The 25,532-nt window shown below is 54.4% G+C and carries 22 protein-coding genes; 15 read left to right on the top strand and 7 right to left on the bottom strand.

What is annotated here, in order from left to right; genetic code table 11:
* The 3 genes from mnmG to Q1K76_RS07940 all read right to left on the bottom strand — a co-directional run bounded on the left by mnmG (nt 1) and on the right by Q1K76_RS07940 (nt 3,799).
* Complete coding sequence (mnmG, locus tag Q1K76_RS07950) at nt 1-1,875, bottom strand: tRNA uridine-5-carboxymethylaminomethyl(34) synthesis enzyme MnmG (protein ID WP_087407874.1); 1,875 nt, start codon at nt 1,873-1,875, stop codon at nt 1-3.
* 77 nt (nt 1,876-1,952) lie between these two features.
* Nucleotides 1,953-2,366 carry an rRNA maturation RNase YbeY gene (gene ybeY / locus Q1K76_RS07945; protein ID WP_087407875.1) on the bottom strand — a complete coding sequence of 138 codons (414 nt, stop codon included), beginning with the start codon at nt 2,364-2,366 and terminating at the stop codon, nt 1,953-1,955.
* Between the two features lie 200 nt (nt 2,367-2,566).
* Entirely contained in the window at nt 2,567-3,799 is a 1,233-nt protein-coding gene (locus Q1K76_RS07940) for a nucleoside recognition domain-containing protein (protein ID WP_300132365.1), read from the bottom strand.
* Between the two features lie 537 nt (nt 3,800-4,336).
* Here Q1K76_RS07940 and Q1K76_RS07935 point away from each other — a divergent pair.
* On the top strand, nt 4,337-5,038 hold the full coding sequence (locus Q1K76_RS07935; RefSeq protein WP_087407878.1) for a DNA alkylation repair protein: 702 nt from the start codon (nt 4,337-4,339) through the stop codon (nt 5,036-5,038).
* 9 nt (nt 5,039-5,047) lie between these two features.
* Here the strand turns inward: Q1K76_RS07935 and Q1K76_RS07930 are convergent, their stop codons facing one another.
* Complete coding sequence (locus Q1K76_RS07930) at nt 5,048-5,932, bottom strand: glycosyltransferase (protein ID WP_300132362.1); 885 nt, start codon at nt 5,930-5,932, stop codon at nt 5,048-5,050.
* 333 nt (nt 5,933-6,265) lie between these two features.
* Here Q1K76_RS07930 and Q1K76_RS07925 point away from each other — a divergent pair, with 333 nt between their 5' ends.
* Entirely contained in the window at nt 6,266-7,402 is a 1,137-nt protein-coding gene (locus Q1K76_RS07925; protein WP_300132359.1) for a glycosyltransferase family 4 protein, read from the top strand.
* Nucleotides 7,399-8,196, top strand: a complete 798-nt coding sequence (locus tag Q1K76_RS07920) for a DUF5672 family protein (RefSeq protein WP_300132356.1) — start codon at nt 7,399-7,401, stop codon at nt 8,194-8,196. Before Q1K76_RS07925 ends, Q1K76_RS07920 begins: the two co-directional genes overlap by 4 nt.
* 27 nt (nt 8,197-8,223) lie before the next feature.
* Here the strand turns inward: Q1K76_RS07920 and Q1K76_RS07915 are convergent, their stop codons facing one another.
* Nucleotides 8,224-9,432 carry a glycosyltransferase family 1 protein gene (locus Q1K76_RS07915; protein ID WP_300132353.1) on the bottom strand — a complete coding sequence of 403 codons (1,209 nt, stop codon included), beginning with the start codon at nt 9,430-9,432 and terminating at the stop codon, nt 8,224-8,226.
* Between the two features lie 321 nt (nt 9,433-9,753).
* Here Q1K76_RS07915 and nadB point away from each other — a divergent pair, with 321 nt between their 5' ends.
* The 3 genes from nadB to rbr all read left to right on the top strand — a co-directional run bounded on the left by nadB (nt 9,754) and on the right by rbr (nt 14,372).
* Complete coding sequence (nadB, locus tag Q1K76_RS07910; protein WP_300132351.1) at nt 9,754-11,337, top strand: L-aspartate oxidase; 1,584 nt, start codon at nt 9,754-9,756, stop codon at nt 11,335-11,337.
* Between the two features lie 157 nt (nt 11,338-11,494).
* Nucleotides 11,495-13,633, top strand: a complete 2,139-nt coding sequence (locus Q1K76_RS07905; RefSeq protein WP_300132348.1) for a prolyl oligopeptidase family serine peptidase — start codon at nt 11,495-11,497, stop codon at nt 13,631-13,633.
* 160 nt (nt 13,634-13,793) lie between these two features.
* A complete protein-coding gene (rbr, locus tag Q1K76_RS07900; RefSeq protein WP_087407888.1) occupies nt 13,794-14,372 on the top strand; it encodes a rubrerythrin in 579 nt (192 codons plus the stop codon).
* A 110-nt stretch (nt 14,373-14,482) separates the two neighbouring features.
* Here the strand turns inward: rbr and Q1K76_RS07895 are convergent, their stop codons facing one another.
* Entirely contained in the window at nt 14,483-15,766 is a 1,284-nt protein-coding gene (locus tag Q1K76_RS07895) for a DUF2851 family protein (protein WP_300132345.1), read from the bottom strand.
* A gap of 222 nt (nt 15,767-15,988) precedes the next feature.
* Here Q1K76_RS07895 and Q1K76_RS07890 point away from each other — a divergent pair, with 222 nt between their 5' ends.
* The 9 genes from Q1K76_RS07890 (at nt 15,989) to Q1K76_RS07850 (ending at nt 24,993) form a co-directional block, all read left to right on the top strand.
* The gene (locus Q1K76_RS07890; RefSeq protein WP_087407890.1) at nt 15,989-16,708 is read left to right on the top strand and encodes a dihydrodipicolinate reductase C-terminal domain-containing protein; all 720 of its coding nucleotides are present in this window, start codon (nt 15,989-15,991) and stop codon (nt 16,706-16,708) included.
* 51 nt (nt 16,709-16,759) lie between these two features.
* On the top strand, nt 16,760-18,166 hold the full coding sequence (gene lepB, locus Q1K76_RS07885) for a signal peptidase I (protein ID WP_300132395.1): 1,407 nt from the start codon (nt 16,760-16,762) through the stop codon (nt 18,164-18,166).
* A gap of 6 nt (nt 18,167-18,172) precedes the next feature.
* Nucleotides 18,173-19,066, top strand: coding sequence for a signal peptidase I (gene lepB / locus Q1K76_RS07880; protein ID WP_300132342.1), 894 nt, complete (start codon nt 18,173-18,175; stop codon nt 19,064-19,066).
* Nucleotides 19,063-19,689: a WbqC family protein gene (locus Q1K76_RS07875; protein ID WP_300132340.1), complete on the top strand. Its 627-nt coding sequence runs from the start codon at nt 19,063-19,065 to the stop codon at nt 19,687-19,689. The genes lepB (Q1K76_RS07880) and Q1K76_RS07875 overlap by 4 nt, the downstream gene beginning before the upstream one ends.
* Before the next feature lie 149 nt (nt 19,690-19,838).
* Nucleotides 19,839-20,741: a serine O-acetyltransferase EpsC gene (gene epsC / locus Q1K76_RS07870; protein ID WP_087407893.1), complete on the top strand. Its 903-nt coding sequence runs from the start codon at nt 19,839-19,841 to the stop codon at nt 20,739-20,741.
* A gap of 24 nt (nt 20,742-20,765) precedes the next feature.
* On the top strand, nt 20,766-22,277 hold the full coding sequence (locus Q1K76_RS07865; protein ID WP_300132337.1) for a THUMP domain-containing protein: 1,512 nt from the start codon (nt 20,766-20,768) through the stop codon (nt 22,275-22,277).
* 19 nt (nt 22,278-22,296) lie between these two features.
* A complete protein-coding gene (gene purD, locus Q1K76_RS07860) occupies nt 22,297-23,565 on the top strand; it encodes a phosphoribosylamine--glycine ligase (protein WP_087407895.1) in 1,269 nt (422 codons plus the stop codon).
* Between the two features lie 4 nt (nt 23,566-23,569).
* Complete coding sequence (locus tag Q1K76_RS07855) at nt 23,570-24,544, top strand: hypothetical protein (RefSeq protein ID WP_258326903.1); 975 nt, start codon at nt 23,570-23,572, stop codon at nt 24,542-24,544.
* Nucleotides 24,523-24,993 carry a VTT domain-containing protein gene (locus tag Q1K76_RS07850; RefSeq protein WP_087407897.1) on the top strand — a complete coding sequence of 157 codons (471 nt, stop codon included), beginning with the start codon at nt 24,523-24,525 and terminating at the stop codon, nt 24,991-24,993. The genes Q1K76_RS07855 and Q1K76_RS07850 overlap by 22 nt, the downstream gene beginning before the upstream one ends.
* On the opposite strand, the gene Q1K76_RS07845 is transcribed toward Q1K76_RS07850, so the two are convergent.
* Nucleotides 24,990-25,529 (bottom strand): NUDIX domain-containing protein, encoded by a 540-nt coding sequence (locus Q1K76_RS07845; RefSeq protein WP_300132333.1) that lies wholly within the window; start codon nt 25,527-25,529, stop codon nt 24,990-24,992. The genes Q1K76_RS07850 and Q1K76_RS07845 overlap by 4 nt on opposite strands.
* Nucleotides 25,530-25,532: the final 3 nt, after the last annotated feature.

Raw genomic sequence — 25,532 nt, 5'->3', positions numbered from 1 at the left:
TCAACGTCCGCACAGCAGCAACAAGATGTTTATATCGCTCGGCGAGATGCCTGGTATACGCGAAGCCTGTGCGATGGTTTCGGGGTCGATTCGTTCCAGTTTCTGACGGGCTTCGGTCGACAGCGCATGTATCTCGCTATACTTGAATCGTCCTTTTATGCGAATATGTTCAAGTCGGGCTATCTTCTCGGCAATCATCTTTTCGCGATCGATATAGCCCTGATACTTCATCTTTATCTCGGCAGCTTCTACAATTTCGTCGCGTCGGTTTTTGATTGAATCCAACTCCCGTTTCAAAGCCGGAACCAGTTGCGAGAGCTGTGCCAAATCGAGCTGCGGACGTAAAACCAAGTCAATCAACCGCACTCCCTGTTTCAGCGGCGTAGTACCCAAAGCCTCCAGCCCGGCGTTGATATAGGCCGGTTTTATAGAATAATGTTCGGCAAAATGGATTAAATGGTCTATCCTATCCCGCTTCTCCCGCAACAAATCGTAGCGGTCAGACTTGGCCAACCCCAACCGATAAGAGCGCTCGGTCAACCGCATGTCGGCATCGTCCTGACGCAGCAAGATACGGTATTCGGCCCGCGACGTAAACATACGATAGGGCTCGTCGACACCCTTGGTCACCAGGTCGTCGATGAGCACACCGATATAAGCCTCGTCGCGACCCAGCGTGAAAGGTGTACCGCCGTGACAGTTGATGTGAGCGTTTATACCGGCAATAAGCCCCTGCCCTCCGGCCTCTTCGTAACCTGTCGTTCCGTTTATCTGACCGGCAAAAAAGAGGTTGGCAATCTGCTTGGTCTCGAGGTTATGGTTCAGCTGGGTGGGGTCGAAATAGTCGTATTCGATGGCATATCCCGGTCGATAAATGCGCACGTCGCGCAACGCCGGAATCGCCTGCAAAGCCCGCACCTGCACATCGAGCGGAAGCGACGAAGAGAAGCCGTTGAGGTAATACTCCTGCGTCGTCTCGCCCTCGGGTTCGAGAAAGAGCTGGTGCTCCGTTTTATCGGGGAAAGTCACGATTTTGGTCTCGATACTGGGGCAATAACGGGGCCCGATACTCTGGATTTGCCCGTTGTAAAGGGGCGAATCGGGCAACCCGGCACGAAGAATATCGTGCACGTGCTCGTTGGTATAGATGGTCCAGCAACTGCGCTGTTTCAACGGACGGGGCTGAAAATCGAGGAACGAGAATTTATGGAAATCGTTCTCGCCCCGCTGCTCGGCCGCCTCTTCGAAGTGGATGCTGCGGCCGTCGATACGCACCGGAGTACCCGTTTTCATACGGCCGGCCGTAAAGCCCAGTTCGACCAATTGCTCGGTGATTCCGTACGAAGCCGGCTCCGAAATACGACCGCCACGCAACTTGGTGCGGCCGATGTGCATCAGACCGTTCATAAAGGTACCGGTCGTGAGCACCACGCATTTGGCGGTAAAGGTTACATTCATGGCCGTAACTACGCCCGTTACCCTTCCGTCTTTTACAAGAATCTGATTTACAGAATCTTGCCACATATACAAGTTGTCTGTATTCTCGAGAATCGAACGCCAGGTCGTGATGAACTTGGCGCGGTCGCTCTGCGAACGGGGGCTCCACATGGCAGGCCCTTTCGAGCGGTTCAACATCCGGAACTGGATGGCCGTCTCGTCGGTCACAATACCCATGAAACCACCTAAAGCATCGATTTCGCGAACAATCTGACCCTTGGCAATTCCACCCACGGCCGGATTGCAGCTCATCTGAGCTATCTTGTTCATATCCATTGTGATAAGCAAGGTCTTCGAACCCAGATTGGCCGAAGCGCATGCCGCTTCGCAACCGGCATGACCGGCACCCACCACGATTACATCGTAATTAAAATCCATTGTATTGTATTTCTCCATGACCTATGGGGAGAAAAAGCGAACGCTTCCCCACCCCCCTGGTCATATCTGTTTCTCGATTATCTCAGTTTCAGAGCCTCGTCTTCACAACGGGTCATCGCTTCGCGCTCACCCGGTCCTTTATCGTTGATTCCGCACAAGTGCAGAATACCGTGTATGATGATGCGATGGAGCTCCTCGTCGTAGTCGGTCCCAAACTGTTCGGCATTGGAACGGACCGTATCCACACTGATGAAAATATCGCCGCTTATCTTATCGCCCTCGGTATAGTCGAAGGTGATGACATCGGTATAATAGTCATGCTGCAAATAGGCCTTGTTCACCTCGAGAATCTTCTCGTCGGAGCAAAAAATATAGGCTATATCGCCGCATTTTTTCCCGTACCCCGAAGCGACCCGACGAATCCAATCGGTCGTTTCTCTCTTTTTTATCGCCGGCATCTTGACATCTTCGGCAAAATAACTCACAGCCATAACTCGTACTTTTTTATATTCTTATTGTCACTGCAAAGATAGTGCAAACCCGGGGGAGAAGCAAGTATATTCGTGCAGGAGAGGCATTCACAACCTCCTGAAAAGGTCAGACCGTTCTACCCTGTCCAGATTGTTTCCATCGCCACACAGGCCGCATTTCGCAGCATACGGTCAAAGATACACATTTATTCCGTTCCTTTCTATTTGAAGAAGAAATAAGAGACCGTAATGGCCGAAATGGCCCCTATCACATCGGCCAGCAGAGCATACCCCACGGCATAACGGGTCTTGCGCACCCCTACGCTACCGAAGTAAACGGCCAATATGTAGAAGGTGGTATCGGTCGAACCCTGCACGGTACAGGCCACCCGACCTACAAACGAATCGACTCCGTAGGTCGACATGGCATCGACCATCATCCCTCGCGAACCGCTACCGCTCAGCGACTTCATCAGCGCCGTAGGCAGTGCGCCCACAAACTCGGTATCGATACCCAACCACCCGAAGAAGGAAGCAAAGCCCTCGACAATATAATCCATGGCTCCCGAGGCCCGGAATATCCCGATGGCTACCAGAATAGCCACCAGGTAGGGAATGATCATCACCGCCGTCTTAAAGCCCTCTTTGGCCCCTTCGATAAAGGCATCGTAGACGTTGATACGCTTCACCAGACCCGAGACGATAAAGACCACGATAATGGTAAACAGGATGCTGTTGGCGGCAAAAGCCGAGTAGGTAGAAATCTTGTCTTCGGGCAACGACGAAAAGTAGTAGAAGACCCCGCCCACAAAAGCGGTGAGCCCGAGTCCCCACAGCACGATTACCCGATCGAAGATATTGATACGCTGCTTGATACACAAGGCCAGAAGCCCTACAAAAGTAGCCATAAAGGTGGCGATGAGAATAGGCAGAAAAACGTCCGACGGATTGGCCGCCCCCATCTGAGCCCGATAGGTCATCACCCCGATGGGTATCAGGGTAAGCCCCGAGGCATTCAGCACCAGAAACATCAGCATCGCATCGGTGGCCGTGTCTTTCTTGGGATTCAGTTCCTGCAACTCCTTCATCGCCTTCAACCCCAGCGGGGTAGCGGCATTGTCGAGTCCCAGCATATTGGCCGACACATTCATAAACATCGAACCCAAAGCCGGATGCCCCTTGGGTACACCCGGGAACAGTCGGGTAAAGAGCGGACTAATCAGGCGCGACAGCACGGCCACCATACCACCCCGTTCGCCGATTTTCATCAAACCGAGCCACAAGGTGAGAACACCCGTCAACCCCAACGAAATATCGAAGGCGGTACGGGCCGAAGAGAACGAAGCATTCATTATGTCGGTCCAAATGGCCGTATTGCCATACACTACAGTCTGTACCACCGCCACCACAAAGGCAATGACAAAAAATGCAATCCAGATGTAATTAAGAACCATACGACTGTTTTTGAATGTTTTTCGTTTCTTGGGACAAAGATAGTGAAAGGTGAGCGCAGAATGAAATATCGAAACTTGTTTCAGATATTTTTTATGCCGAACCGTATCCTATCTTCTTCAAAGATAGTGAAAGGTGAGAGCAGAGGCAAATGGAAAACCAAGTTTTCAATATTTGACTTTACCGAGCCGCATCCTGTTTTCTGAGAAAACAGTCATTTTAGAGAGTCGCACACTCGCTCGAGGCTTAAAAAGAGAGAGGGCAACAACAGGCCAGCCGACACCGTTCTATTTCGCGTTTTTTTCCGCACGTTCCAAAATGCACATATATTACTACAAATCAAACAATTATCTAATTTTTATCTTCTGGAGAATCGAATATTTTCTTTCTTTCGATTACCTATGCGTCATTTTTTCAGCCAGGAGCCTCTATTTTAACAATTTAAAATATTGCTCTCAACAACTGTTTTAAAAAGCAACAAACCTCAGCAATCGACCAGTCGAAAAATTCACTACCTTTGTTCCAAACGACACATCACCATGCACACAGCTCAAGATATCGAGAAAGCCATCCGGGCAGCAGCCAATCCGGCAAAAGCAAAAGTTCTCTCGGGATTCTTCAAAACCGGAAAGGGAGAATATAGCGAAAACGATATTTTCATCGGGGTGCCCGTTCCTGTCACACGAAGTATCGCCAAGCAATACCTCGACACTCCACTTGCCGAACTCACCACTCTGCTGCATAGTCCTGTGCACGAGTTGCGCATGGCAGCTCTCCTCTGCATGGTCGAGCAGTTCAAGAAAGCCGACAAAGCCCAACGCACGGCCCTGTACAACACCTATCTGGCCCACACCGCTTGTATCAACAACTGGGACCTGGTAGACCTCTCGGCCTCGCAAATCGTAGGGGGCTATCTCGAACACCGCGACCATGCCCCGCTCTACCGTCTGGCTCAAAGCCCACAGCTTTGGGAACAGCGTATCGCCATCGTCGCCACCTGGCAATGGATTCGCCGCGGTCACCTCGACGATACCCTGGCTCTGGCCGACCTGCTGCTCCACCACGAGCACGACCTCATACGCAAAGCTACGGGTTGGATGTTGCGCGAGGTCGGCAAGAAAGACAAAGCCCGCCTGTGCCGATTCCTCGACACCCGTTACCGACAGATGCCGCGCACCATGCTACGCTATGCCATCGAGCGATTCACACCCGAGGAACGCAAACATTACATGCAAAAATAGAAATATGATTCAAAGTCTGCCCTCGCGACGCCACTGACGTTTGTACTTGTAAAGGCGTTGCAGCAGTTTGAGCGAACTGATATGCCAGTAGTAGCGCTTGAAATGCTCGTGACAGCAAGTCTCGATAAAATCCCAACTCCCCACCCGTTTCTTCATCAACATTCTGATAAAGCGAAACGACATCTTTATCTCTCTGAAATAGGCTACCAGCGAGTTGGGTTTCTTGAGGTAGAAGGGCAAACGGTCGGCCCATTTCTTGTGAAACTTGGCCGTATCGTCGAGCCAAGCCTGGTTGTACGAGCCCTCCGAAAAGTGTTCCAGCAATATATCGTTCGTCACATAGTTGATATACTTCTGACCCACGGCCATCGAAATATCCAGGTCGTACAGATGGAATCCGCGGAAGGTATCCTCGTCGAACCGAAACTCGGCCCACACATTCCGACGCATGAACAGACACATGCCATCGAGCACAATCACCGGCGAAGCCGACACCTTGTCGGGGTTGGTGATGAAATACTTGATCGATCCATCCTTGAAGTGCTGAATATAGTTGTAGCGCGTGTATTGCTTCAGCGAGCCCCACCCCGAATAGGTAGCCAATTTGGCCATCGAACCGGCAAACCCCACGACACCCGTTGTCGGTTTCTGCAGCAGCGACACGATGCGTTCGCCCCAGTTGGGTGTCCTGAAAAAAATATCCTCATGTGCAAAACAGAGATACTCCCCTTTTGCCTTCTCGGCACAAAGGTTGTACACATGGGTAATGCTGTAACCCGTCTCCCGATTATCATAAAAGATAAACTCGCAGGGAAGACCTATCGTCTCGAGCACATTGGCCCGAAAGGCCTCTACCTTTGCGGGATTGATATAACAAACTATGATAGAAATCATAAGGAAACTCTTTTACTAAGGCATACGTTGGCTTACTCCCGGCAAAGGTAATATATATAAACCGATACCGATAAATAAAGGAGCGAAAATTTAGATTCAACACCCCTTTTTTCGTCATCTACATTTCCACCCGATACAATATTCGTCGCCTCCAGATGTAGGAAATTCAAAGATTTACGTTATCTTTGTCACCAAGAAACAAACACCCAAAGAGCTCGATACAAACACTTGTACCGCTCTCGGTTGCAGCTTTTGACAACCAAGCTCGCTCTCGAGAATCCGATACAAACCGAAACGACTTTTATTCTAAACCCGACAAACCAAAACACCTCGATGAAAATACTCCTCTTTTCTCATGGGAAACAGACCACCGGCGATGCCGAACTATACCTGCTGGATCTAATCAAGGGTATCAAACAGGCTCGTGGCGAATCGTGGGAGATTTATGTCGTCTTTCCGAGTCGGGGCGAATTGTGGGAGCAGGTACATCAATACCTGTCGGGGTATTCCTTCATCCGTCAGCCGTGGTGGCTCGTACGACCCTCTAAGAATCGATTACGAAAACGGATACTGTTTCTCCTGGAAAAGCCATTTACCGTTTATAAGATTCGCCGATACATTCGCCGAATCAAGCCCGACATAGCCATCACCAACACCTTGGCTACACCCATCGGTGCCCTTGCGGCTCAGGCCGAAAACACGCCTCACTACTGGCTCATCCACGAAGTTCCCGAGTTGGCCCGCAACCTCGTATACCTGTTCGACAAAGAGTGGAGTATGCGAATTGTCGACTTGCTGTCGCAAAAGATTATCGTCGCGTCCGACTTCATGGGCGAATACTATACCAAACGATTGCACTCCGACGAAAAGATTGCAGTCGTCTACCAACCCCTCAATGTCTTGCCTATGCGACAGCCCGAGGCCAACCAACCTTTTACGCTGGGCATGCTGGGCAATTTCGAATCCAACAAAGGTCAGCACATCGCAGTTGAAGCGCTGCGCGAGGTTATCAAGGAGTACCCCGAAACCCATCTGCTGCTTATCGGCGACAACAACAGCCACTATGCCCAAGAGGTCAAGGAGCGCATCAAGGAATACGATCTGGATCGCAATATATCGATTGTCGAATACTCCATTCTCCACCCTCACGACTACCTCATCCAGGCCAATGCCGTGTTGGTATGCTCGCGATTCGAGAGCTACGGGCGCATCATCATCGAGGCCCTCAAGTGCGGACTTCCCGTTATCGCCCCCAACAAGCCCTTTGCCCAGGAGTTTATCAAAGAGGGGTACAACGGTTATCTCTACACGCGTGACGATGTGGCCGAACTGGCCTGGAAAATCATAGACCTGCAACAGGCCGACCTCGACAAAATGAAGGAGAATGCACTTCTATCGGTCAAGGATCAATTCCCGGGACAGGCATTCGCCGAGGAGTTTATCTCAACCATCAACCCGACTGAATCATGAGCGCATCGCGAGCCATCATCGTCATTCCCATCTACACAACACGATTATCCGACCTCGAACTGGCGGCTTTAGACCAGTGTTTCCGGGTGCTCGCCACACACGATATATGTTTCGTGAAACCCCAGTCGCTCGATTTGACACCCCTCGCCGACCGCTATCGGACCGACTACGTCGTCGACTTCCCCGATACCTGTTTCCTGGGCATCGCCGCCTACAACCGACTCATGATGTCGCTCGAGTTCTATGAGGCTTTCGAGCAGTGGGAATACATGCTCATCTATCAGCCCGATGCCTGGGTCTTCGCCGACAACCTCGACGACTGGTGTGCCCGCGGCTACGACTATATAGGGGCTCCCTGGATACCCAAACCCAAATACGGCCGACTCTACTATCGCCTCTTCAATCGCCTGAAACGGGCTCTCAACCGGGTGTCGGGGGCTTCGGACTACAGCCAGCTCTACTACCGGGTAGGCAACGGCGGGCTGTCGTTGCGGCGCATCGCCCTCTTTGCCCGCACCGCTCGCGACATGGAACCGCAAGTAGCCCGTTATTTGAGCCATCCCGGGGTCGATTTCTACAACGAAGATATTTTCTGGAGTCTCGAAGCCAACCGCGACCAAGAGCGGCTGAAGATACCCCACTGGCAAGAGGCGCTCCAATTCTCGTTCGACAAGAACCCGGCCGTCTGCTACGAACTCAACGGCCACCGGTTGCCCTTCGGGTGTCACGGCTGGAGCAAAAAAAATATGTTGCCCTTTTGGGAACAACATATCCAAACACTTAGACACGGCTAATCGCACCGTCTCTAACCCTCCCCTCGCTTACAGGAAAGGAAGATATCGCGATATTTTCTTCCGCATGTTCGACGAAGTCTGCACAAAACGTTCCTCGCCCGAAGCATTGTCGTCGAAACATTTCAGATACACGACATTCATCTCGTCGGCCAACCGTTTCGGGTCGAACCGCACGACATACGCCTTGCCCTGCTCGATCATCTCGTGGCGCAGTTTCTCGTCGCTCATCACCCGCTTCATGGCATCGGCCATACCGGCCACATCGTCGGGACCTACATAAATCGAGTGAGGTCCGCCGGCCTCTTCGAGGCACGACCCCGTGGCGGCTATTACCGGCACACCGGCCGAGAGAGCCTCGACAATGGGAATGCCGAACCCTTCGAACCGCGACGGATAGACAAACGCCGTAGCCAGATGATACAGTACGGGCAGATCGCCGAACTTCAGATTATGAATAATGTGTACCCGGTCGCTCAACCTATGAGCCTCGACATAGGCCTTCACCTTCTCGGCGTAAGGGGTGCATTTGCCCACGGCCACCAGATGCACATCGCCCAACCGCTCGATAGCCTTCACGGCCAGCAGCAGGTTTTTACGCTCCTCGATAGTGCCCACACTCAAGATAAAGTGGTCGGGCAGCCCGTAGGCCTGACGCACACGCTCCTTCTCACCGGCTGCTACCGGCTTGGCAAAAACAGGGTCGCAACCCTGATAAACCACATCGATCTTGTCGGGCGAGATGCCGTAAAACTTCACGATGTCGCGCTTGGTACACTCGCTCACCGCCACAATGCGGTTGGCCTTGCGGCACGCATACCTGAACTTGTCGTTATAGATTTTTCTATCCAACCAGTGATAATATTGGGGATAGCGCAGGAATATCAGATCGTGAATGGTCACCACACTGCGAATACCCGTGCGATGGAGCCCGATGGGAAGTTCGTTGCTCAACCCGTGATACAACTGTACACCGTCTTGCAGTAACCCCCGTTTGATAAAGAAGGTACGCCACAAGGCCTTGCAACTTTTCATCAAGAAAGTGCGGGGCAAAATCGAAGCCACATTCTTGTGCTTCAACAGGGAATCATACGAGGCATTCTTGCATCTTTTGGGTATATACATACGGTACTTGTGCTCGTTGCCGTACGTAGCCATCGTATCTACCATGAATCGGCTGTAATTGCCCAATCCGGTAAAATTGGCGTTAGCCCTTTTTGCATCGAATCCTATAATCATCCTTAAATCTCAATTTACGGTTTACATAAGAATAGATGTATTCTACACCTATTTTGCTGCATGCCTCTCAAAAAATTTTAGGTTTTTCTTCCATTTCTCGAACAGGCAAAATAAATTTCTCATTTTTAAAACATTATAGAGATACGTTTCCCCTATTGCCATTTCCTGTTTTTTTCATCTATCTCGACAAGCGACTTTGCCCGGCGACAACTATTCTACACAGAATCCGGGCACAAAGGTACATTTTGTTGCAATTATTTTTATCTTTGTGCAAATAAAAATACGGTATATCCCCCGTATTTCCCGCAAAAAGAAAGAGAGATGGTACACAAATTCGACTTTTTAGTCATCGGTTCCGGTATTGCCGGAATGAGTTTTGCCCTCAAAGTGGCTCACAAAGGAAAAGTAGCCCTCATTTGCAAAACCGAATTGGAAGAGGCCAACACCTATTTCGCTCAAGGAGGCGTAGCTTCGGTAACAAACACATTGATCGACAACTTCGAAAAACATATCGAAGACACCATGATAGCCGGCGACTGGCTCAGCGACCGCGCCGCTGTCGAGAAGGTCGTGCGCGAGGCACCCTCACAAATCAAGGAGCTCATCAAATGGGGTGTAGACTTCGATAAAAACGAAAAAGGCGAATTCGACCTGCACCGCGAAGGCGGTCACTCCGAGTTCCGCATCCTCCATCACAAGGACAACACCGGTGCCGAAATCCAGGACAGCCTCATCAAGGCCGTCAGACAACACCCCAACATCACCATCTTTGAGAAACATTTCGCCATCGAAATCATCACCCAGCACCATCTGGGAGTTACCGTCACCCGACAGACGCCCGACATCGAGTGCTACGGTGCCTATGTACTCGACCTCAATACCGGCAAGGTAGAGACCTTCCTTTCCAAAGTGACCCTCATAGCCACCGGCGGCGTGGGTGCCATCTACCAAACCACCACCAACCCGCTCGTGGCTACCGGCGACGGAATCGCCATGGTATACCGGGCCAAAGGTACCGTCAAGGACATGGAGTTTATCCAGTTCCACCCCACGGCTCTCTACCATCCCGGCGACCGCCCCTCGTTCCTCATCACCGAGGCCATGCGCGGCTACGGTGCCGTGTTGCGTACGCTCGACGGTAAGGAGTTCATGCAGAAGTACGACCCGCGCCTGTCGCTGGCTCCCCGCGATATTGTGGCCCGGGCCATCGACAACGAGATGAAAAACCGGGGCGACGACCACGTCTACCTCGACGTCACTCACAAAGACCCCGAAGAGACCAAGAAACACTTCCCCAACATCTACGAGAAGTGCAAGAGCCTGGGCATCGACATCACCCGCGACTACATACCCGTAGCCCCGGCCGCCCACTACCTGTGCGGCGGTATCAAGGTCGACCTCGACGCCCGCTCGTCGATCAACCGCCTCTATGCCGTGGGCGAGTGCTCCTGCACCGGTCTGCACGGCGGTAACCGGCTGGCATCCAACTCGCTCATCGAGGCCGTAGTCTATGCCGATGCGGCTGCCAAACACAGCCTCAAGGTCATCGACAACTACTCCTATCAAGAGAATATCCCCGAGTGGAACGACGAGGGGACCGTAGAGCCCGAAGAGATGGTGCTCATCACCCAAAGTGTCAAGGAGGTGGGCCAGATCATGAGTACCTATGTAGGTATCGTCCGCTCCAACCTGCGCCTCAAACGGGCCTGGGACCGTCTCGACATCCTCTACGAAGAGACCGAAAGCCTCTTCAAGCGCAGCAAGGCTTCGAAAGAGATTTGCGAGCTGCGCAACATGATCAACACCGGTTATCTGGTGATGCGTCAGGCCATGGACCGCAAGGAGAGCCGAGGATTGCACTACACCATCGACTACCCGCACCCCGACACCACACCGCACAAGTAACCGGTCGAAAACACGACTGTCGACCCACGCGTAGTACCGCATTGCTTATATCAACGGGGCTGTGTAGAAATGATTCGTTTTTCCCACAGCCCCTTGTTGTCGATAGCATGCACCATGCCGCCCGGGAAAAATAGAACTAAAAAACCAATATATTGTTATGAAAAATCGTATCATCCCCGTTGCCATAGCGACAATAGCGATGACAACCTTTTCAAATTGTAATCAAGTGAAGAAAATAGAACATCTGCCCTACCCCGAAACCGAGCGCGGCAACGTGACCGACAACTACTTCGGCACCGAGGTGGCCGACCCGTACCGCTGGCTCGAGGACGACCGCTCCGAAGCGACGGCCGCCTGGGTAAAAGCCGAAAACGAAGTGACCTTCGACTACCTGTCGAAGATTCCCTTCCGCCAGGCCATCAAAGAGCGACTGACCGAGCTGTGGAACTACCCCAAAGAGAGTGCCCCCACGAAAAAGGGCGACTGGCTTTACTTCTCGCGCAACGACGGTTTGCAAAATCAAGACATCATCTACCGGCAGGCCAACCCCGAAGCCGAAGCCGAGGTATTCCTCGACCCCAACCAACTCTCCGACGACGGAACGGTAGCCCTGGCTTCCACCTCGTTCTCGAAAGACGGCAAATACTTTGCCTTCGCTACGGCTGCATCGGGCTCGGACTGGGTCGAGATACACGTCATGGAGACCGAGGGTAAACGTCTGCTCGACGACTGCATCGAGTGGGCCAAATTCTCGGGAGCCACCTGGAGCCCCGACAGCAAAGGCTTCTATTACAGCCGATACGACGAACCCAAAGAGGGCGTGTTTACCTCCAAGAACGAATATCAAAAGGTCTATTATCACCAAGTAGGCACTCCCCAAAGCGCCGACCGCCTCGTCTATACCGACCCCCAGCATCCGCTGCGATACTTCTCGGCCTGGGAGAGCGACGACAGCCGCTGGGTATTCGTCCTTTCGTCCGAGGGTACATCGGGTAGCGAGATTCTCTACAAACGCAAGGGCGACTCCTCCTTCCAGGTTCTGCTCAAGGGCTTCGACTACGATTACAGCCCCGTCGAGTGCCAGGACGACCAGCTCTACGTCATGAGCAACGAAGGGGCCGAGAACTACCACCTCATCAAAATCGACCTCAACGACCCCACAAAACGCCAGGTAGTCATCGCCGAAAAGGAGAATCTGCTCGAGAGTGTCAGCTCGGCCGGTGGCTGCCTGATGGCCATCTACCTCGAGGATGCGCAAAACAAGGCCTATCAATACGGTCTGGACGGCAAGCTCATCCGCGAAATAGAACTGCCGGGTATAGGCACAGTCGAAGGCTTCAACGGCGAAAAGGAGGATACCGAACTCTACTACTCGATTACCACCTTCACGGCCCCGGCCACCATCTACTCGTTCAATCTCGAGAGCGGCAAGTCTACCCTCTACTTCCGTCCCGAAGTGGCCTTCAACTCCGACGACTTCACCACCGAACAGATATTCTTCACCAGCAAGGACGGCACACGCGTGCCCATGTTTGTCTCGCACAAGAAAGGGATGAAGCTCAACGGCAACAACCCCTGCTACCTCTACGGTTACGGCGGTTTCCAGATTAACCTCACCCCCTCTTTCAGCCCTTCGTCGATCATGTTCATGGAGCAGGGCGGCGTGTATGTCTTCGTCACGCTGCGCGGCGGACTCGAATATGGCGAGAAATGGCACCGGGCCGGCATGCTCGAGAACAAGCAGAACGTATTCGACGACTTCATCTCGGCAGCCCAATACCTGATAGACAACCGATACACCTCGTCGAAAAAACTGGCCATTGCCGGCGGCTCGAACGGCGGTCTGCTGGTAGGTGCCTGCGAGGTTCAGCGGCCCGACCTCTTTGCCGTGTGTCTACCCAGCGTGGGTGTTATGGACATGCTCCGCTACCACAAGTTCACCATCGGTTGGGGTTGGGTAGTCGAGTATGGCTCGAGCGACAACCAGGAGCAGTTTGAATACCTCTACAAATATTCGCCGCTGCACAACATCAAGAAGGGCGAGAAGTACCCCGCCACCCTCATCACCACGGCCGACCACGACGACCGGGTAGTGCCGGCCCACTCGTTCAAGTTTGCGGCTCAGATGCAATATGCCCAGTCGGGCAACGCCCCCATACTCATACGCATCGAAACCAACGCCGGGCACGGTGCCGGCAAGCCTACCTCGAAACGTATCGACGAGGCTACCGACTGCTACGCCTTCCTGTTCCAGAATACAAATACTCCCTATATTCCTGTCAATCAGAAGAAATAGAGCGGATACCCCTCCTGAGAAAAGAGTTCGTCCCCCAGCCGGGGGCGGACTCTTTTGCGTTTCCACACACCCCCGAAACAAATTTATAGCCAACTCTACCCCTACTTTCCCGAACCATTTCTCTCCCCGGTTGTTCTTACCATACAAAAAGCAATCTGCCATGATGAAATCGATTCAAGGAACCCAGACCGAACAGAACCTGCTCAAAGCCTTTGCCGGCGAGTCGCAGGCCCGTAACCGCTACACCCTCTTTGCCCGGAAGGCGCAGGAGGAAGGATATGAACAAATCAGAGCCGTCTTTGCCGAAACGGCCGAACAGGAGCTGGCCCACGCCACCCGCTTCTTCAATTTCCTGCAAGGGGGCATGGTCTCCATCACCGCCGAGTATCCGGCCGGACGCGTAGGCACCACGGCCGAAAATCTGCTCGAAGCCGCCGAGGGCGAGCGCCTCGAATGGAGCGACCTCTACAACAACTTCGGACAGGTGGCTGCCGACGAAGGATTCAAAGATGTGGCCACGGCCTTCAAGATGGTCGCCCAAGTCGAGAACTTCCACGAGTGGCGCTACCGCAAACTGCTCGAACGGCTCCACGACGACACCCTCTTCAAACGCGAGACTCCTATTCGCTGGCAATGCCGCAACTGCGGCTACATCTACGAAGGTACCGTGGCCCCCGCCCGATGCCCGGCCTGTCTCGAACCGCGCGCCTTCTTCGAGCCCGCCCGCGAAAACTATTGAACAAAACTATCTATCTTTTCATACGACCCAGCCCGTGGTTTGCGACTCCCCGTCGCCGCCACGGGTCTCTTTTTTGTAGCCCCTCAAGCCGTTACCCGAGTCCCCCTCGCCTACGGCTTCATGGCCGAGCGGGCGAGCAACTTGTGCCCGATGCGGCAATAGAGACACTTGTGTGCCTGGCAATATTCGTTGTTCAGCTGTATCACGGCCTGGCTCTCGAGCGCACTGTTGACCCCCACCCCCATTGAGGCGAAACGGCGCACAATCGAGTTCTTCTCGGGACGCAACGACTCGAGCAACGCCAGGGCCCGGTCGGTCATCGCCTCGTTACCGGTCGATACCCCACAGGCATAGAGCAGCGGGGCCACGGCGTTGATGAGCACGATGTCGATCGCACTCTCGCCCAGCACCGCACTCGACTCGGGCGAGGCATGCCCGAAGAGGTAGTGTGTAGTCCAATAACCCGACAGCTCGACCTTGAAGATAGCCCGCAGCGCCTCGTCGCTGTCGGCCTCGCAGATGCGCGAAAAGAGGTTGAATCCCCGGTGTATATACTGGGCCAGCATGGTAATGCGCCGGTGGGGAAAGTTGGCCGGCCGCAGCCTGAAGAACTTCCAGCTGTCGGGGTTGATGGGCGTGAGCCCGAACTTGTTTCGCAAGAAGGCATACTCACCCGTCAACCGCGTATAGTAGTCGTCGCCCGCATGCTCCCCCTCGACCAACAGTCCCGCCTGCCCGAAGAGGAAAGCCTCGACCTGCGCCAGCGAGTCGGCATGCTTCTGCATGAAACGCAGCGGCAGACTGCGGGCCAACCGCTCGAAGGCGTCGCCGTTGATGCCGAACCCCAGGCTGCGCGATACCGCCACGTAGCACACCTCTTCCCAACTACCCCGATAGAGCTCGAGCCAGTCGTGCAGACGCTGCGCCTTGGCCTGCAACCTCTCCACGGCCAGCGACGAAATCCAGTCGGCCAGCAACACCGGATCGAAATCGCCGATGTACCGGGCACACGACTGGCTGGGCGAATGGGCCACCAGCGATTCGTAATCGGCCCGGAACGTGGGCGAACACGACAGCACCAGCGTGGGAATCTCCTCGCCGTCGGTGCGGTAGACCGGGGTATCGGCCACCTCGACCACATGCAGCACCACCGAGTCGTAGGCCGGGTCGAGGTGATGGTTGTGCCGCCGCCAGTCCGAAGCCCGCCGGTGAATTTCCACGTTACCGGCCCAGACGTAACCGTCGATTCCAATTTTGGCATTGAAAAAATCGGGGCCCGAGTCGGTATTCAACCGCCCCACGTCGATTACCCGCACCTTGCGGCCGTCGACCGTCGTCAGTCGCGACGGGTCGAAGAGCCGGTGCTGCCACACATATTGCATGAGTTTTTCCATACGAGCAAGCTGTTTGCGTGTTTTTCATCTTTTCCGTCCATTCCCCTACCCGGGAAAAAGGGAGAAAACGACAGAGATAACTCCCGAAAACGGTGTTTTTATTCGCCTCGGCGCTCACCATTCTCTATCTTTTACTATCTTTGTCTCTGCATATATGCAAATTAAATGAACCTTATTGAATAAACCGGTATAAACCGAGATGTTTTGTAACAGAAGTTCGATATGAAAATAGCGCTTATTGGATACGGAAAAATGGGACATGCCATCGAAGAGATAGCTCTGTCTCGCGGACACGAAATTGTGTGTCGCATCGATAAAGACAACCAGGACGATTTTGATTCACCCCAGTTCAAGAGTGCCGACGTGGCCATCGAGTTCACCGCTCCCACCGTGGCACTGGGCAACTACCGCCGGGCCTTTGCCGCCGGTGTTCCCGTGGTATCGGGTACGACGGGCTGGCTCGAGCATCTGCCCGAAGTGAAAGAGGCCTGCGAGAAGGGTCAGACCTTTTTCTACGCCTCCAACTTCAGCCTGGGCGTGAACATCTTCTTTGCCGTGAACAAATACCTGGCCGGCATCATGAACCACTTCCCGCAATACGAAGTGAGCCTCGAAGAGATTCACCACGTGCACAAGCTCGACCACCCCAGCGGCACCGCCATCACGCTGGCCGAAGATATTATCGGCCAACTCGACTCGAAGCATTCGTGGACCGAGGCCCAGCCTGCCCCGGCCGACGCCATTCCCGTCGTAGCCCGTCGCGAAGGCGAGGTGCCCGGCACCCATATCATCACCTACGACAGCGAGGTCGATACCATCCGCATCTCTCACGAGGCCAAGAGCCGCAAAGGATTTGCCCTAGGAGCCGTCGTTGCCGCCGAGTTTACGGTGGGCAAGAAAGGTTTCCTCACCATGCAAGACCTCTTCTCGTTCCTCAAATAATCCCCTGTCATGGATCAAAACACCGCTTCGAAATACAGCCTCGCCGAACGGCTGAAACGGGTCAAAAAGACCCGCTGGATACGATTCTCGATCGTAGCCCTCATCTACATCGCCTGGACCATCTGGCTCAACAACTACTACGTGCTGTTCGGCCTCCTGCTCCTCATCGACATCTACCTCACCCAGTATATCCCCTGGGGCTGGTGGAAGACGAGCAAAAACCGCGCCGTGCGCACCGTCATGGAGTGGGTCGATGCCATTGTCTACGCCCTGGTGCTGGTCTACTTCATCTTCATCTTCATCTTCCAGAACTACCAGATACCCTCCTCGTCGCTCGAGAAGTCGATGCTGGTGGGCGACTATCTGCTGGTGAGCAAGATGAGCTACGGTCCGCGGGTACCCAACACCCCGCTGCACTTCCCCTTGGCCCAGCACACCCTGCCCATACTCAATACGAAATCGTATATCGAGTGGCCCCAGTGGCCCTACCACCGGCTCAAGGGCTTCGGTAAGGTGGAGCGCAACGACATCGTGGTCTTCAACTTCCCGGCCGGCGATACTGTGGCTACCAAACAGCCCAACTCCGACTACTACACCCTCTGTTTCTACGACGGACGCGAAGCGGTGAACCGCAACAAGGCACTCTATGGCGACATCATCTACCGTCCCGTAGACCGTCGCGAGAACTATGTGAAGCGCTGCGTGGGATTGCCCGGCGATACCTTCAGCATCGTGAAGAACGACATCTACATCGACGGCGTCAAGCAGCCGCGCCCCAAACACATGCAGCTCAACTACCTGGTGAAAACCAACGGCCGCTACCTGGCCAACAGCGATTTCGAGAAGTGGGGCATCAGTGTCGACGACCGCATCCCCCTCGACATCTCGAGTGAAAACGCCCGCAAAAACCTGGCCAGTTGGGGCATCACCCCCAACCCCGACGGCAGCATGAACCCCGTCTATGAACTCCCCCTCACGCAGGCCATGATTGCCCAGATGCGCAAGGACCCGTCCATCGAGCAGATAGTCGAAGAACCCGGATTCCTGGGCGGACAGACCTACCCGCTGGTGACCTCGAACACCTGGACCCGCTCGGACTACGGCCCCGTGTGGATTCCCAAGAAGGGAGCCACCCTCAAGCTCACCCTCGAAAACCTGCCCATCTACGAGCGACCCATCACCGCCTACGAGCACAACGACCTGCAAGTGAAGGATGGCAAAATCTATATCAACGGGCAGGAGACCGACTCCTACACCTTCAAGATGGACTACTACATGATGCTGGGAGACAACCGCGACAAGTCGGCCGACAGCCGCTACTGGGGCTTCGTACCCGAAGACCACATCGTGGGCAAACCCATGTTTGTATTCCTCTCGCTCGACAAGGACAAAGGACTCTTCGACGGTAAGATTCGCTTCAACCGCATGTTCCGGTCGGTCGACAGCCTGGTCAACTAACAGATGATGAAACGAGAGACTATACGCACGATTCTGGTCACGGTAATTGTCATTATCGCGATTGTATGGTCTGTCCGCTTTTTCGTGGTCGAACCCTACCGCGTACCGCCCGGCCAGATGGAGAACAGCCTCTTGCCGGGTGACCGCCTGTGGGTCGACAAGTGGTCGTTCCGCTGGGGCCATCGCACCCCTGCGCGCCGCGACCTGCTGGTCTTCACACTGCCCTCGCTACACCAGCCGCAGAGTGCCGGCGACGAGGTGGCCATGGCCCGCTGCATAGGTCTGCCCGGCGACACCATTCGCAGCACCGGCAACCTCCTGTTTATCAACCGTAAGGCGGTAGCCCAACCCCCGCTCATTCTCGAGGCTTACCTCTCGCCCGACTCGATGCGCAACGACGTGAACCGCACCTTGCGCCAAAACAAGGCGCAATTTGTCGAGCAGGGAAAGGTGGGCAGTGACCGGCTGCTCTTCCTCTCGCGCTACGACTACGACAAGGTACGCAAGCAGCTTGCGCCCGATTCGCTGCTCTATCCCGTATTCCTCAACCGCGACAGCTACGAAATCACACTCCCCCGAAAAGGGAAAAACATACGAGTCACCCCGCAGAATGCCGAGATGCTGGCCTACCTCCTCACCCAATACGAAAACTGTCCCGTGACCTGTCGAGAGGGCAAAATCTACCACGGCGACCGGATTGTCACCCAGTGCCGGCTCTCGCAAGACTACTATTGGGTCATCGGCGACAACCGCGCCGGCATGGCCGACTCGCGCACCTTCGGCCCCCTGCCCCACTCCCTGCTCATGGGCAAAGGGCTGTGGATAGGCTACTCGCGCGACCCCGAAAAGCCCTTCTGGCAATCGTTCCGTACCGACCGTTTCTTCACCCGACCGCTATGACCACCGCCTACCTCTCTACCGCCTACTTTGCCCCGGTGTCGTACTACATGGCCCTGCTTGCCTACAACCGCATCGTGATTGAACAGTGGTGCAACTACACCAAGCAGACCTACCGCAACCGATGCCACATAGCCGGTGCCAACGGTATGCTGTCGCTCTCGGTGCCGGTAGTCAAGCCCGATACCCTCAAGTGCCCCACCCGCGACATCCGCATCTCCGACCACGGGGAGTGGCGTCACCTGCACTGGAACGCCATCGCCTCGGCCTACGGCTCGTCGCCCTTCTTCGAGTATTACCAGGACGATATTCGCCCCTTCTTCGAGAAGCGATACACCTTTCTGCTCGACTTCAACGAAGCCATCCGACAGACCCTCTGCGAACTCATCGGCTTGGAACCGCACGTTGAATACACCGACCAGTATGCCCAACCCGCCCCTGGCGAAGCAGACCTGCGCGAAGCCATACACCCCAAACGAAATATTGCCGAGACTATCCCCTCGATGCACCTCAAACCCTACTACCAGGTGTTTGCCCCCAAATATGGTTTCCTGCCCGACCTGAGCATACTCGACCTCTTGATGAATATGGGACCCGAGTCGATTCTTATCCTCAAAGAATCATAAGAATTGTCCCTTTAAGAGTTCTTTATCGGCTATATTTCTTATCTTTGCTCCCAAATACAAAATAGGCTGCTCTCCAGTGCGATATTCTTGTGCGAACCTCAATCTGCCGACAGCGCTATCTTGGCTCCATCAAATAGTTAACATTGCACATGAGCAGCTATAAATATGCCGAAAATCTGAAAGAGACGGTCAAGAAACTGTCCGATTTCCTTTCGCTCGAAGAGTTGCACCACCAGAGTTGCAAGGGAGAGATGCTCCCCTCGGGACAACAACTGCAAGAAATCATCGCGCTCTGTCGCTCGCTCATCTTCCCCGGTTTCTACGGTTCGCCCGATGTGAGCGACAAAAACCTGCTCTACCACACCGGAATCAACACCGAAAAACTGTTCGACCTGCTGGTGAGTCAAATCTCGGCCGGACTCCTGTTTGTGACCGACGACCCCCTTATCCATTACGACCCGAAACAACTCGAAGGGGTAGCCGAACAGAAGGCGGTCAACTTCATATCCTATCTGCCCGAGATGCGGCGCATACTCTCGACCGACGTCACCGCCATGTACAACGGCGACCCGGCCGCACAGAGCAAGGCCGAGGTCATCCTGTGCTACCCGGCCATACGGGCCATCGCCAACTATCGCATCGCCCACAAACTGCTCGAACTGGGAGTCCCCCTCATACCCCGCATCATCACCGAGATGGCTCACTCCGAGACGGGTATCGACATACACCCCGCCGCCACCATAGGCGAATACTTTGCCATCGACCACGGCACGGGTGTCGTCATCGGAGCCACCTCGATTATCGGCAACCGGGTGAAACTCTACCAGGGTGTCACGCTGGGGGCCCGCAGCTTCCCGCTCGACGAGAACAACAATCCCATCAAGGGAATCGCCCGCCACCCCATCATCGAAGACGATGTAATCATCTACTCCAACGCCACCATTCTGGGCCGAATCACCATCGGCAAGGGGGCTGTCATAGGCGGTAACATCTGGGTGACCGAGAATGTGGCCCCCGGCGAACGCCTCGTACAGGCCAAAGCAAAACAGTAAAAAACCAAACAATATACACGCGTCGTGAATACCGAAAAATTTGAAATCGTAGCAAAAACTTTCCAGGGGCTCGAAGATGTCCTGGCCGAAGAGATCAGACAGCTCGGCGGCGAAAACGTGGAAACGGGCCGGAGAATGGTCTCTTTCACAGGAGACAAAGCCCTGCTCTACAAAGCCAATCTGGCCTGCCGAACGGCTCTGAGAATACTCAAACCCATCTATAAGTTCGAAGCCTCGGACCCCGACGAAGTCTACGAAAAGATGAAGGCTTTCCCCTGGGAGACACTGCTCTCGCCCGAGACCACCTTCTCGATCGACTCCGTCACCAACTCCGACAGTTTCAGACACTCCAAATTCGTCACCTACCGCGCCAAAGATGCCATTGCCGACTACTTCATGGAGAAGAACGGCAAACGCCCATCGGTACGCCTCAACGGGGCCGAGGTGGTGCTCAACCTGCACATCTCGCACATGAGCTGCACCCTCTCGCTCGACAGTTCGGGCGAATCGCTCCACAAGCGTGGTTACCGCGTGGGACAAACCGAGGCTCCCATCAACGAGGTACTGGCTGCCGGCATGATTCTCAAGACCAGTTGGCACGGCGAGAAAGACCTCATCGACCCCATGTGCGGCTCGGGTACCATCCTCATCGAAGCCGCCCTCATCGCCACCAACACCTATCCCGGCATCTTCCGCAAGAACTTCGCCTTTGAGCGGTGGAAAGATTTCGACGAAGAACTCTTCGAATCGCTCTACAACGACGACAGCCACGAACGCGAATTTACCCACCGCATATACGGCAGCGACATCTCGCCGCGAGCCATCGACATCGCTACCCAAAACATAAAAAGTGCCGGCGTAGCCAAATACATCGACCTCAAAATCATGTCTATACAACGGTACGAAACAGCTCCGTCGCCCGAGGGAATCCTCATCACCAACCCGCCCTACGGCGAGCGCATCTCGTCGAGCGACCTGCTGGGTCTCTACGAGTCGATAGGCAACCGGCTGAAACATGTATTCAAGGGGTACGATGCCTGGATTATCAGCTACCACAAAGAGTGTTTCGACCGCATCGGTCTGAAACCTTCGGTGAAGATAGAGCTGATGAACGGGGCCCTCGAATGCGAATACCGCAAATACGAGATTTTCGACGGCCGCTACAAGGAGTTCAAAGGCGAAGGTCACAACCTCGACAAGCGCCACGACTCGCCCCGCCGCTCGGGGCCGCGCGACCAGTCGACCTTCGGCCGGCGAAAGAGCTACGGCCACCGCGACGAACGCCCCGAACGAAGCGAACGATTTGAACGCGGTGAGCGAGGCGAACGTCCGGAACGTCCCTTCCGCCCGGCACGCCCCCAAGGGAAACCTTTCGAGCATCGCGACCGCGACCGGTTCAAACCCGAAGGCGAACGACCCAAGCGGCTGCACGGCGACGAGGCTTTCCAGAAGTTCGTCACCTTCAAGCGCCCCTCGATCAAACCCAACGACGAGGATACGAAACCTCGCACCGACGAAACCGACACCTCAAAATAAACCCTAAATAACGACTATCATGAACATATTGCTCTTAGGTTCGGGCGGCCGCGAATGCGCCTTGGCCTGGAAACTGAAACAGAGTCCCAAAACCGACCGCCTCTTCATCGCTCCCGGTAATGCCGGGACCGCCGCTATCGGCACCAACGTAGAAATATCGGCCACCGACTTCGACGCCCTCGGCCGCTTTGCCGTGGAAAACCACATCGACATGGTGGTGGTAGGCCCCGAAGACCCGTTGGTAAAAGGTATATACGACTATTTCGTCGCACACGACGAACTGAAACATATCCCCGTCATCGGCCCGTCGAAAGAGGGTGCCCGCCTCGAGGGCAGCAAGGAGTTTGCCAAGGGCTTCATGATGCGCCACCACATCCCTACCGCCCGCTATCAGAGCTTCACGAGCGAAAACATCGAAGCCGCATACGCTTTCCTCGAGACGCTCAAGGCCCCCTACGTACTCAAGGCCGACGGTCTGGCAGCCGGTAAGGGCGTGCTCATCATCGACAACCTGCAAGAGGCCAAGGAGGAGCTGAAACAGATGCTCGACGGGATGTTTGGCAGTGCCAGCAAAACCGTGGTTATCGAAGAGTTTCTCTCGGGTATCGAGTGCTCGGTATTCGTACTCACCGACGGCAACGACTACCGCATACTGCCCGTAGCCAAAGACTACAAACGCATAGGCGAAGGCGATACCGGCCTCAACACCGGCGGTATGGGTGCCGTTTCGCCCGTACCTTTTGCCAATGCCGACTTTATGAAAAAGGTCGAAGAGCGCATCGTGAAACCCACCATCGAGGGGCTGAAAGAGGAGAAAATCACCTACAAGGGTTTCATCTTCCTGGGCCTCATCAACGTAGGCGGCGAACCCATGGTCATCGAGTACAACGTGCGTATGGGCGACCCCGAAACCGAAGTGGTGATGCTGCGCATCCAGTCCGACCTGGTAGACCTGCTCGAAGGGGTGGCTCAGGGCAATCTGTGCGACCGGGAGCTCGTCGAGGATCCTCGCTGTGCCGTTACCGTCATGCTGGTATCGGGCGGCTATCCCGGACACTACGAGAAAGGCAAGGAGATTACGGGTCTCGACCGGGTGACCGACAGTATCCCCTTCCATGCCGGTACAGCCTTCAAAGAGGGCAAGATTGTAACCAACGGCGGACGTGTCATCGCCCTCAGCTCCTACGGGGCTACCAAGGAGGAGGCTCTCGCCAACTCGTTCAAGAGTGCCCAAGCGGTCTCCTTCGAAGGGAAATATTTCCGTTCCGACATAGGAGCCGACCTCTGAAATCATGAATCTGAAGCTATTCATAAGCGGTAAATACACATCGGTCTGGTGGATTATCCTCTATCTGACCGGTGTTTATCTTACCGGGCGGTTGACTACACTACCGATGGTCGAATCGCACGGCGGATTGCTCTGGCCCGGAGCCGGACAATGGCTTGCCCCTGCGCTGCTCAACCGGGTCGTAAACTGCCTGCTCGTCCTGTTGTGCGGAGTCTTGCTGCTGCGTATCAACAACCGCTTCTCCCTTATTCAGAAGCATACCCTGCTGCCCTTTCTCTTCTTCCTGTTGCTCGAGCTCGCCTCCCCCGCCCTCTCCCTGTTGGGCGACGGAACGGTCACGACCGTGATATTGCTCTTGCTGCTCGTTCTCTTTTTCCAATCCTACCAATCCGACAGAGCACAACCCGCTTTTCTCATCTTCGGAGCCCTGGCATTGGGTACCCTCTTCTGTACCCGGTTCGCCTACTTTGTACCACTCTTTCTCATAGGTTTTTCGCAAATCAGATACCTGTCGGTAAAGTCGCTGTCGGGAGCCCTCATCGGGTTCATCACCCCCTTCTGGTTTATTGTGGGCATAGACCTGATACCCTTCTCGCAACTGACGTTGCTGCTACCCGACTTCACCCCCGCCCTGCCCGCGAGTCTGCCTTATGACCATCCACAATTCTGGATTGTTGTTTTAACGGCTCTTCTGGGACTTTTCTCAGGTACGACCATGCTCTATACCTCTTTCAACGAGAAACGCCAAATACGGGCCTATAATGGCTTTGTAAACCTGCTTTCGGTTTATACGGCACTCCTGCTCATACTCGATTACACGCATTACGCCTATTATCTGCCCGTGCTCAATGCGGCAGTCTCCATGCAGGCGGCCTTCTTCTTTACCAACAACGGCAACCGCAAACCGGGCGTAATTCTGTTTTACCTTATACTCACCCTTTACATAGCTCTGTTTATATGGAATTTATTGCCAGCCTAAGCGAATGGGGATATTTAGGACTCTTTATTGCCGCCTTCCTGGCCGGCAGCATCATACCATTCAGTTCCGAAGTGGTTCTGGGAGTCCTGCTGGTCGCCGGATACGACCCGTGGGGATGTGTCATTTCGGCCACGCTGGGCAATTGGTTGGGCGGAGTCACTTGCTACTACATAGGCTACCTGGGAAAAACCGAGTGGATACACACCTACCTGAAGATGCCTGAAGAGAAACTGGCCAAGATGCAACATTTCCTCCAGGGCAAAGGTTCGCTATTCGGGTTCTTTGTCTTTATACCGGTCATAGGCGACATCATGATTGTGGCCCTCGGACTGATGCGGGCCAACCCCATAGGCACCCTGCTCTCGATGATGGCCGGCAAATTTTCGCGTTACTACCTCGTGATTATCGGGGTAAACTACTTGAAAGAGTGGTTTCCCAATCTGTTTTAATCGACTTGCCAACAGGCGTCGTCGTTCAATAAGAGCGTGATGGCCCGGCGTACCGACTGGAAGGCAAATCGGTCGGGGTGAATCTCGTCGCGCGAAAGCCAGAAACACGACTCCACATCGTCGTGTGCGGCCAGAGCCCCCGAATCGCCCTTGTATTTGCACAGAAAGAAGAGATCCATCGTATGCACGTCGAAACCCGAATAACGGTAAATGTTGGGAAAAGAGTACATGTAACGCATCTGGTCGGGGTACCACCCTATCTCCTCCGAAAGCTCCCGGGCCACAGCCTCCTCGACCGTCTCGCCGCACTCGGTAAATCCACCCGGCAAATCAAGCATCCCCTTCGACGGCTCAAAGGCCCGACGGCAAACCAACAGCCGCGACCGATTGTCCATCACAAAGGCTGCAACTGCCGCTTTGGGATTGATGTAGTAGACAAAGCCGCAATCTTCGCAACGCTTCGACGAAGCGTTGTTCTCTACAAACCGGTGCGAACCGCACCGGGGACAATATTGAAACAGATGAAGCGGGTGCATAAT

The sequence above is a fragment of the uncultured Barnesiella sp. genome (assembly GCF_946496565.1).
Lineage (GTDB): Bacteria > Bacteroidota > Bacteroidia > Bacteroidales > Barnesiellaceae > Barnesiella > Barnesiella merdigallinarum.
Note: the sequence above shows the minus strand (reverse complement) of the source record. Positions and strands in the feature narration are given on the sequence as shown.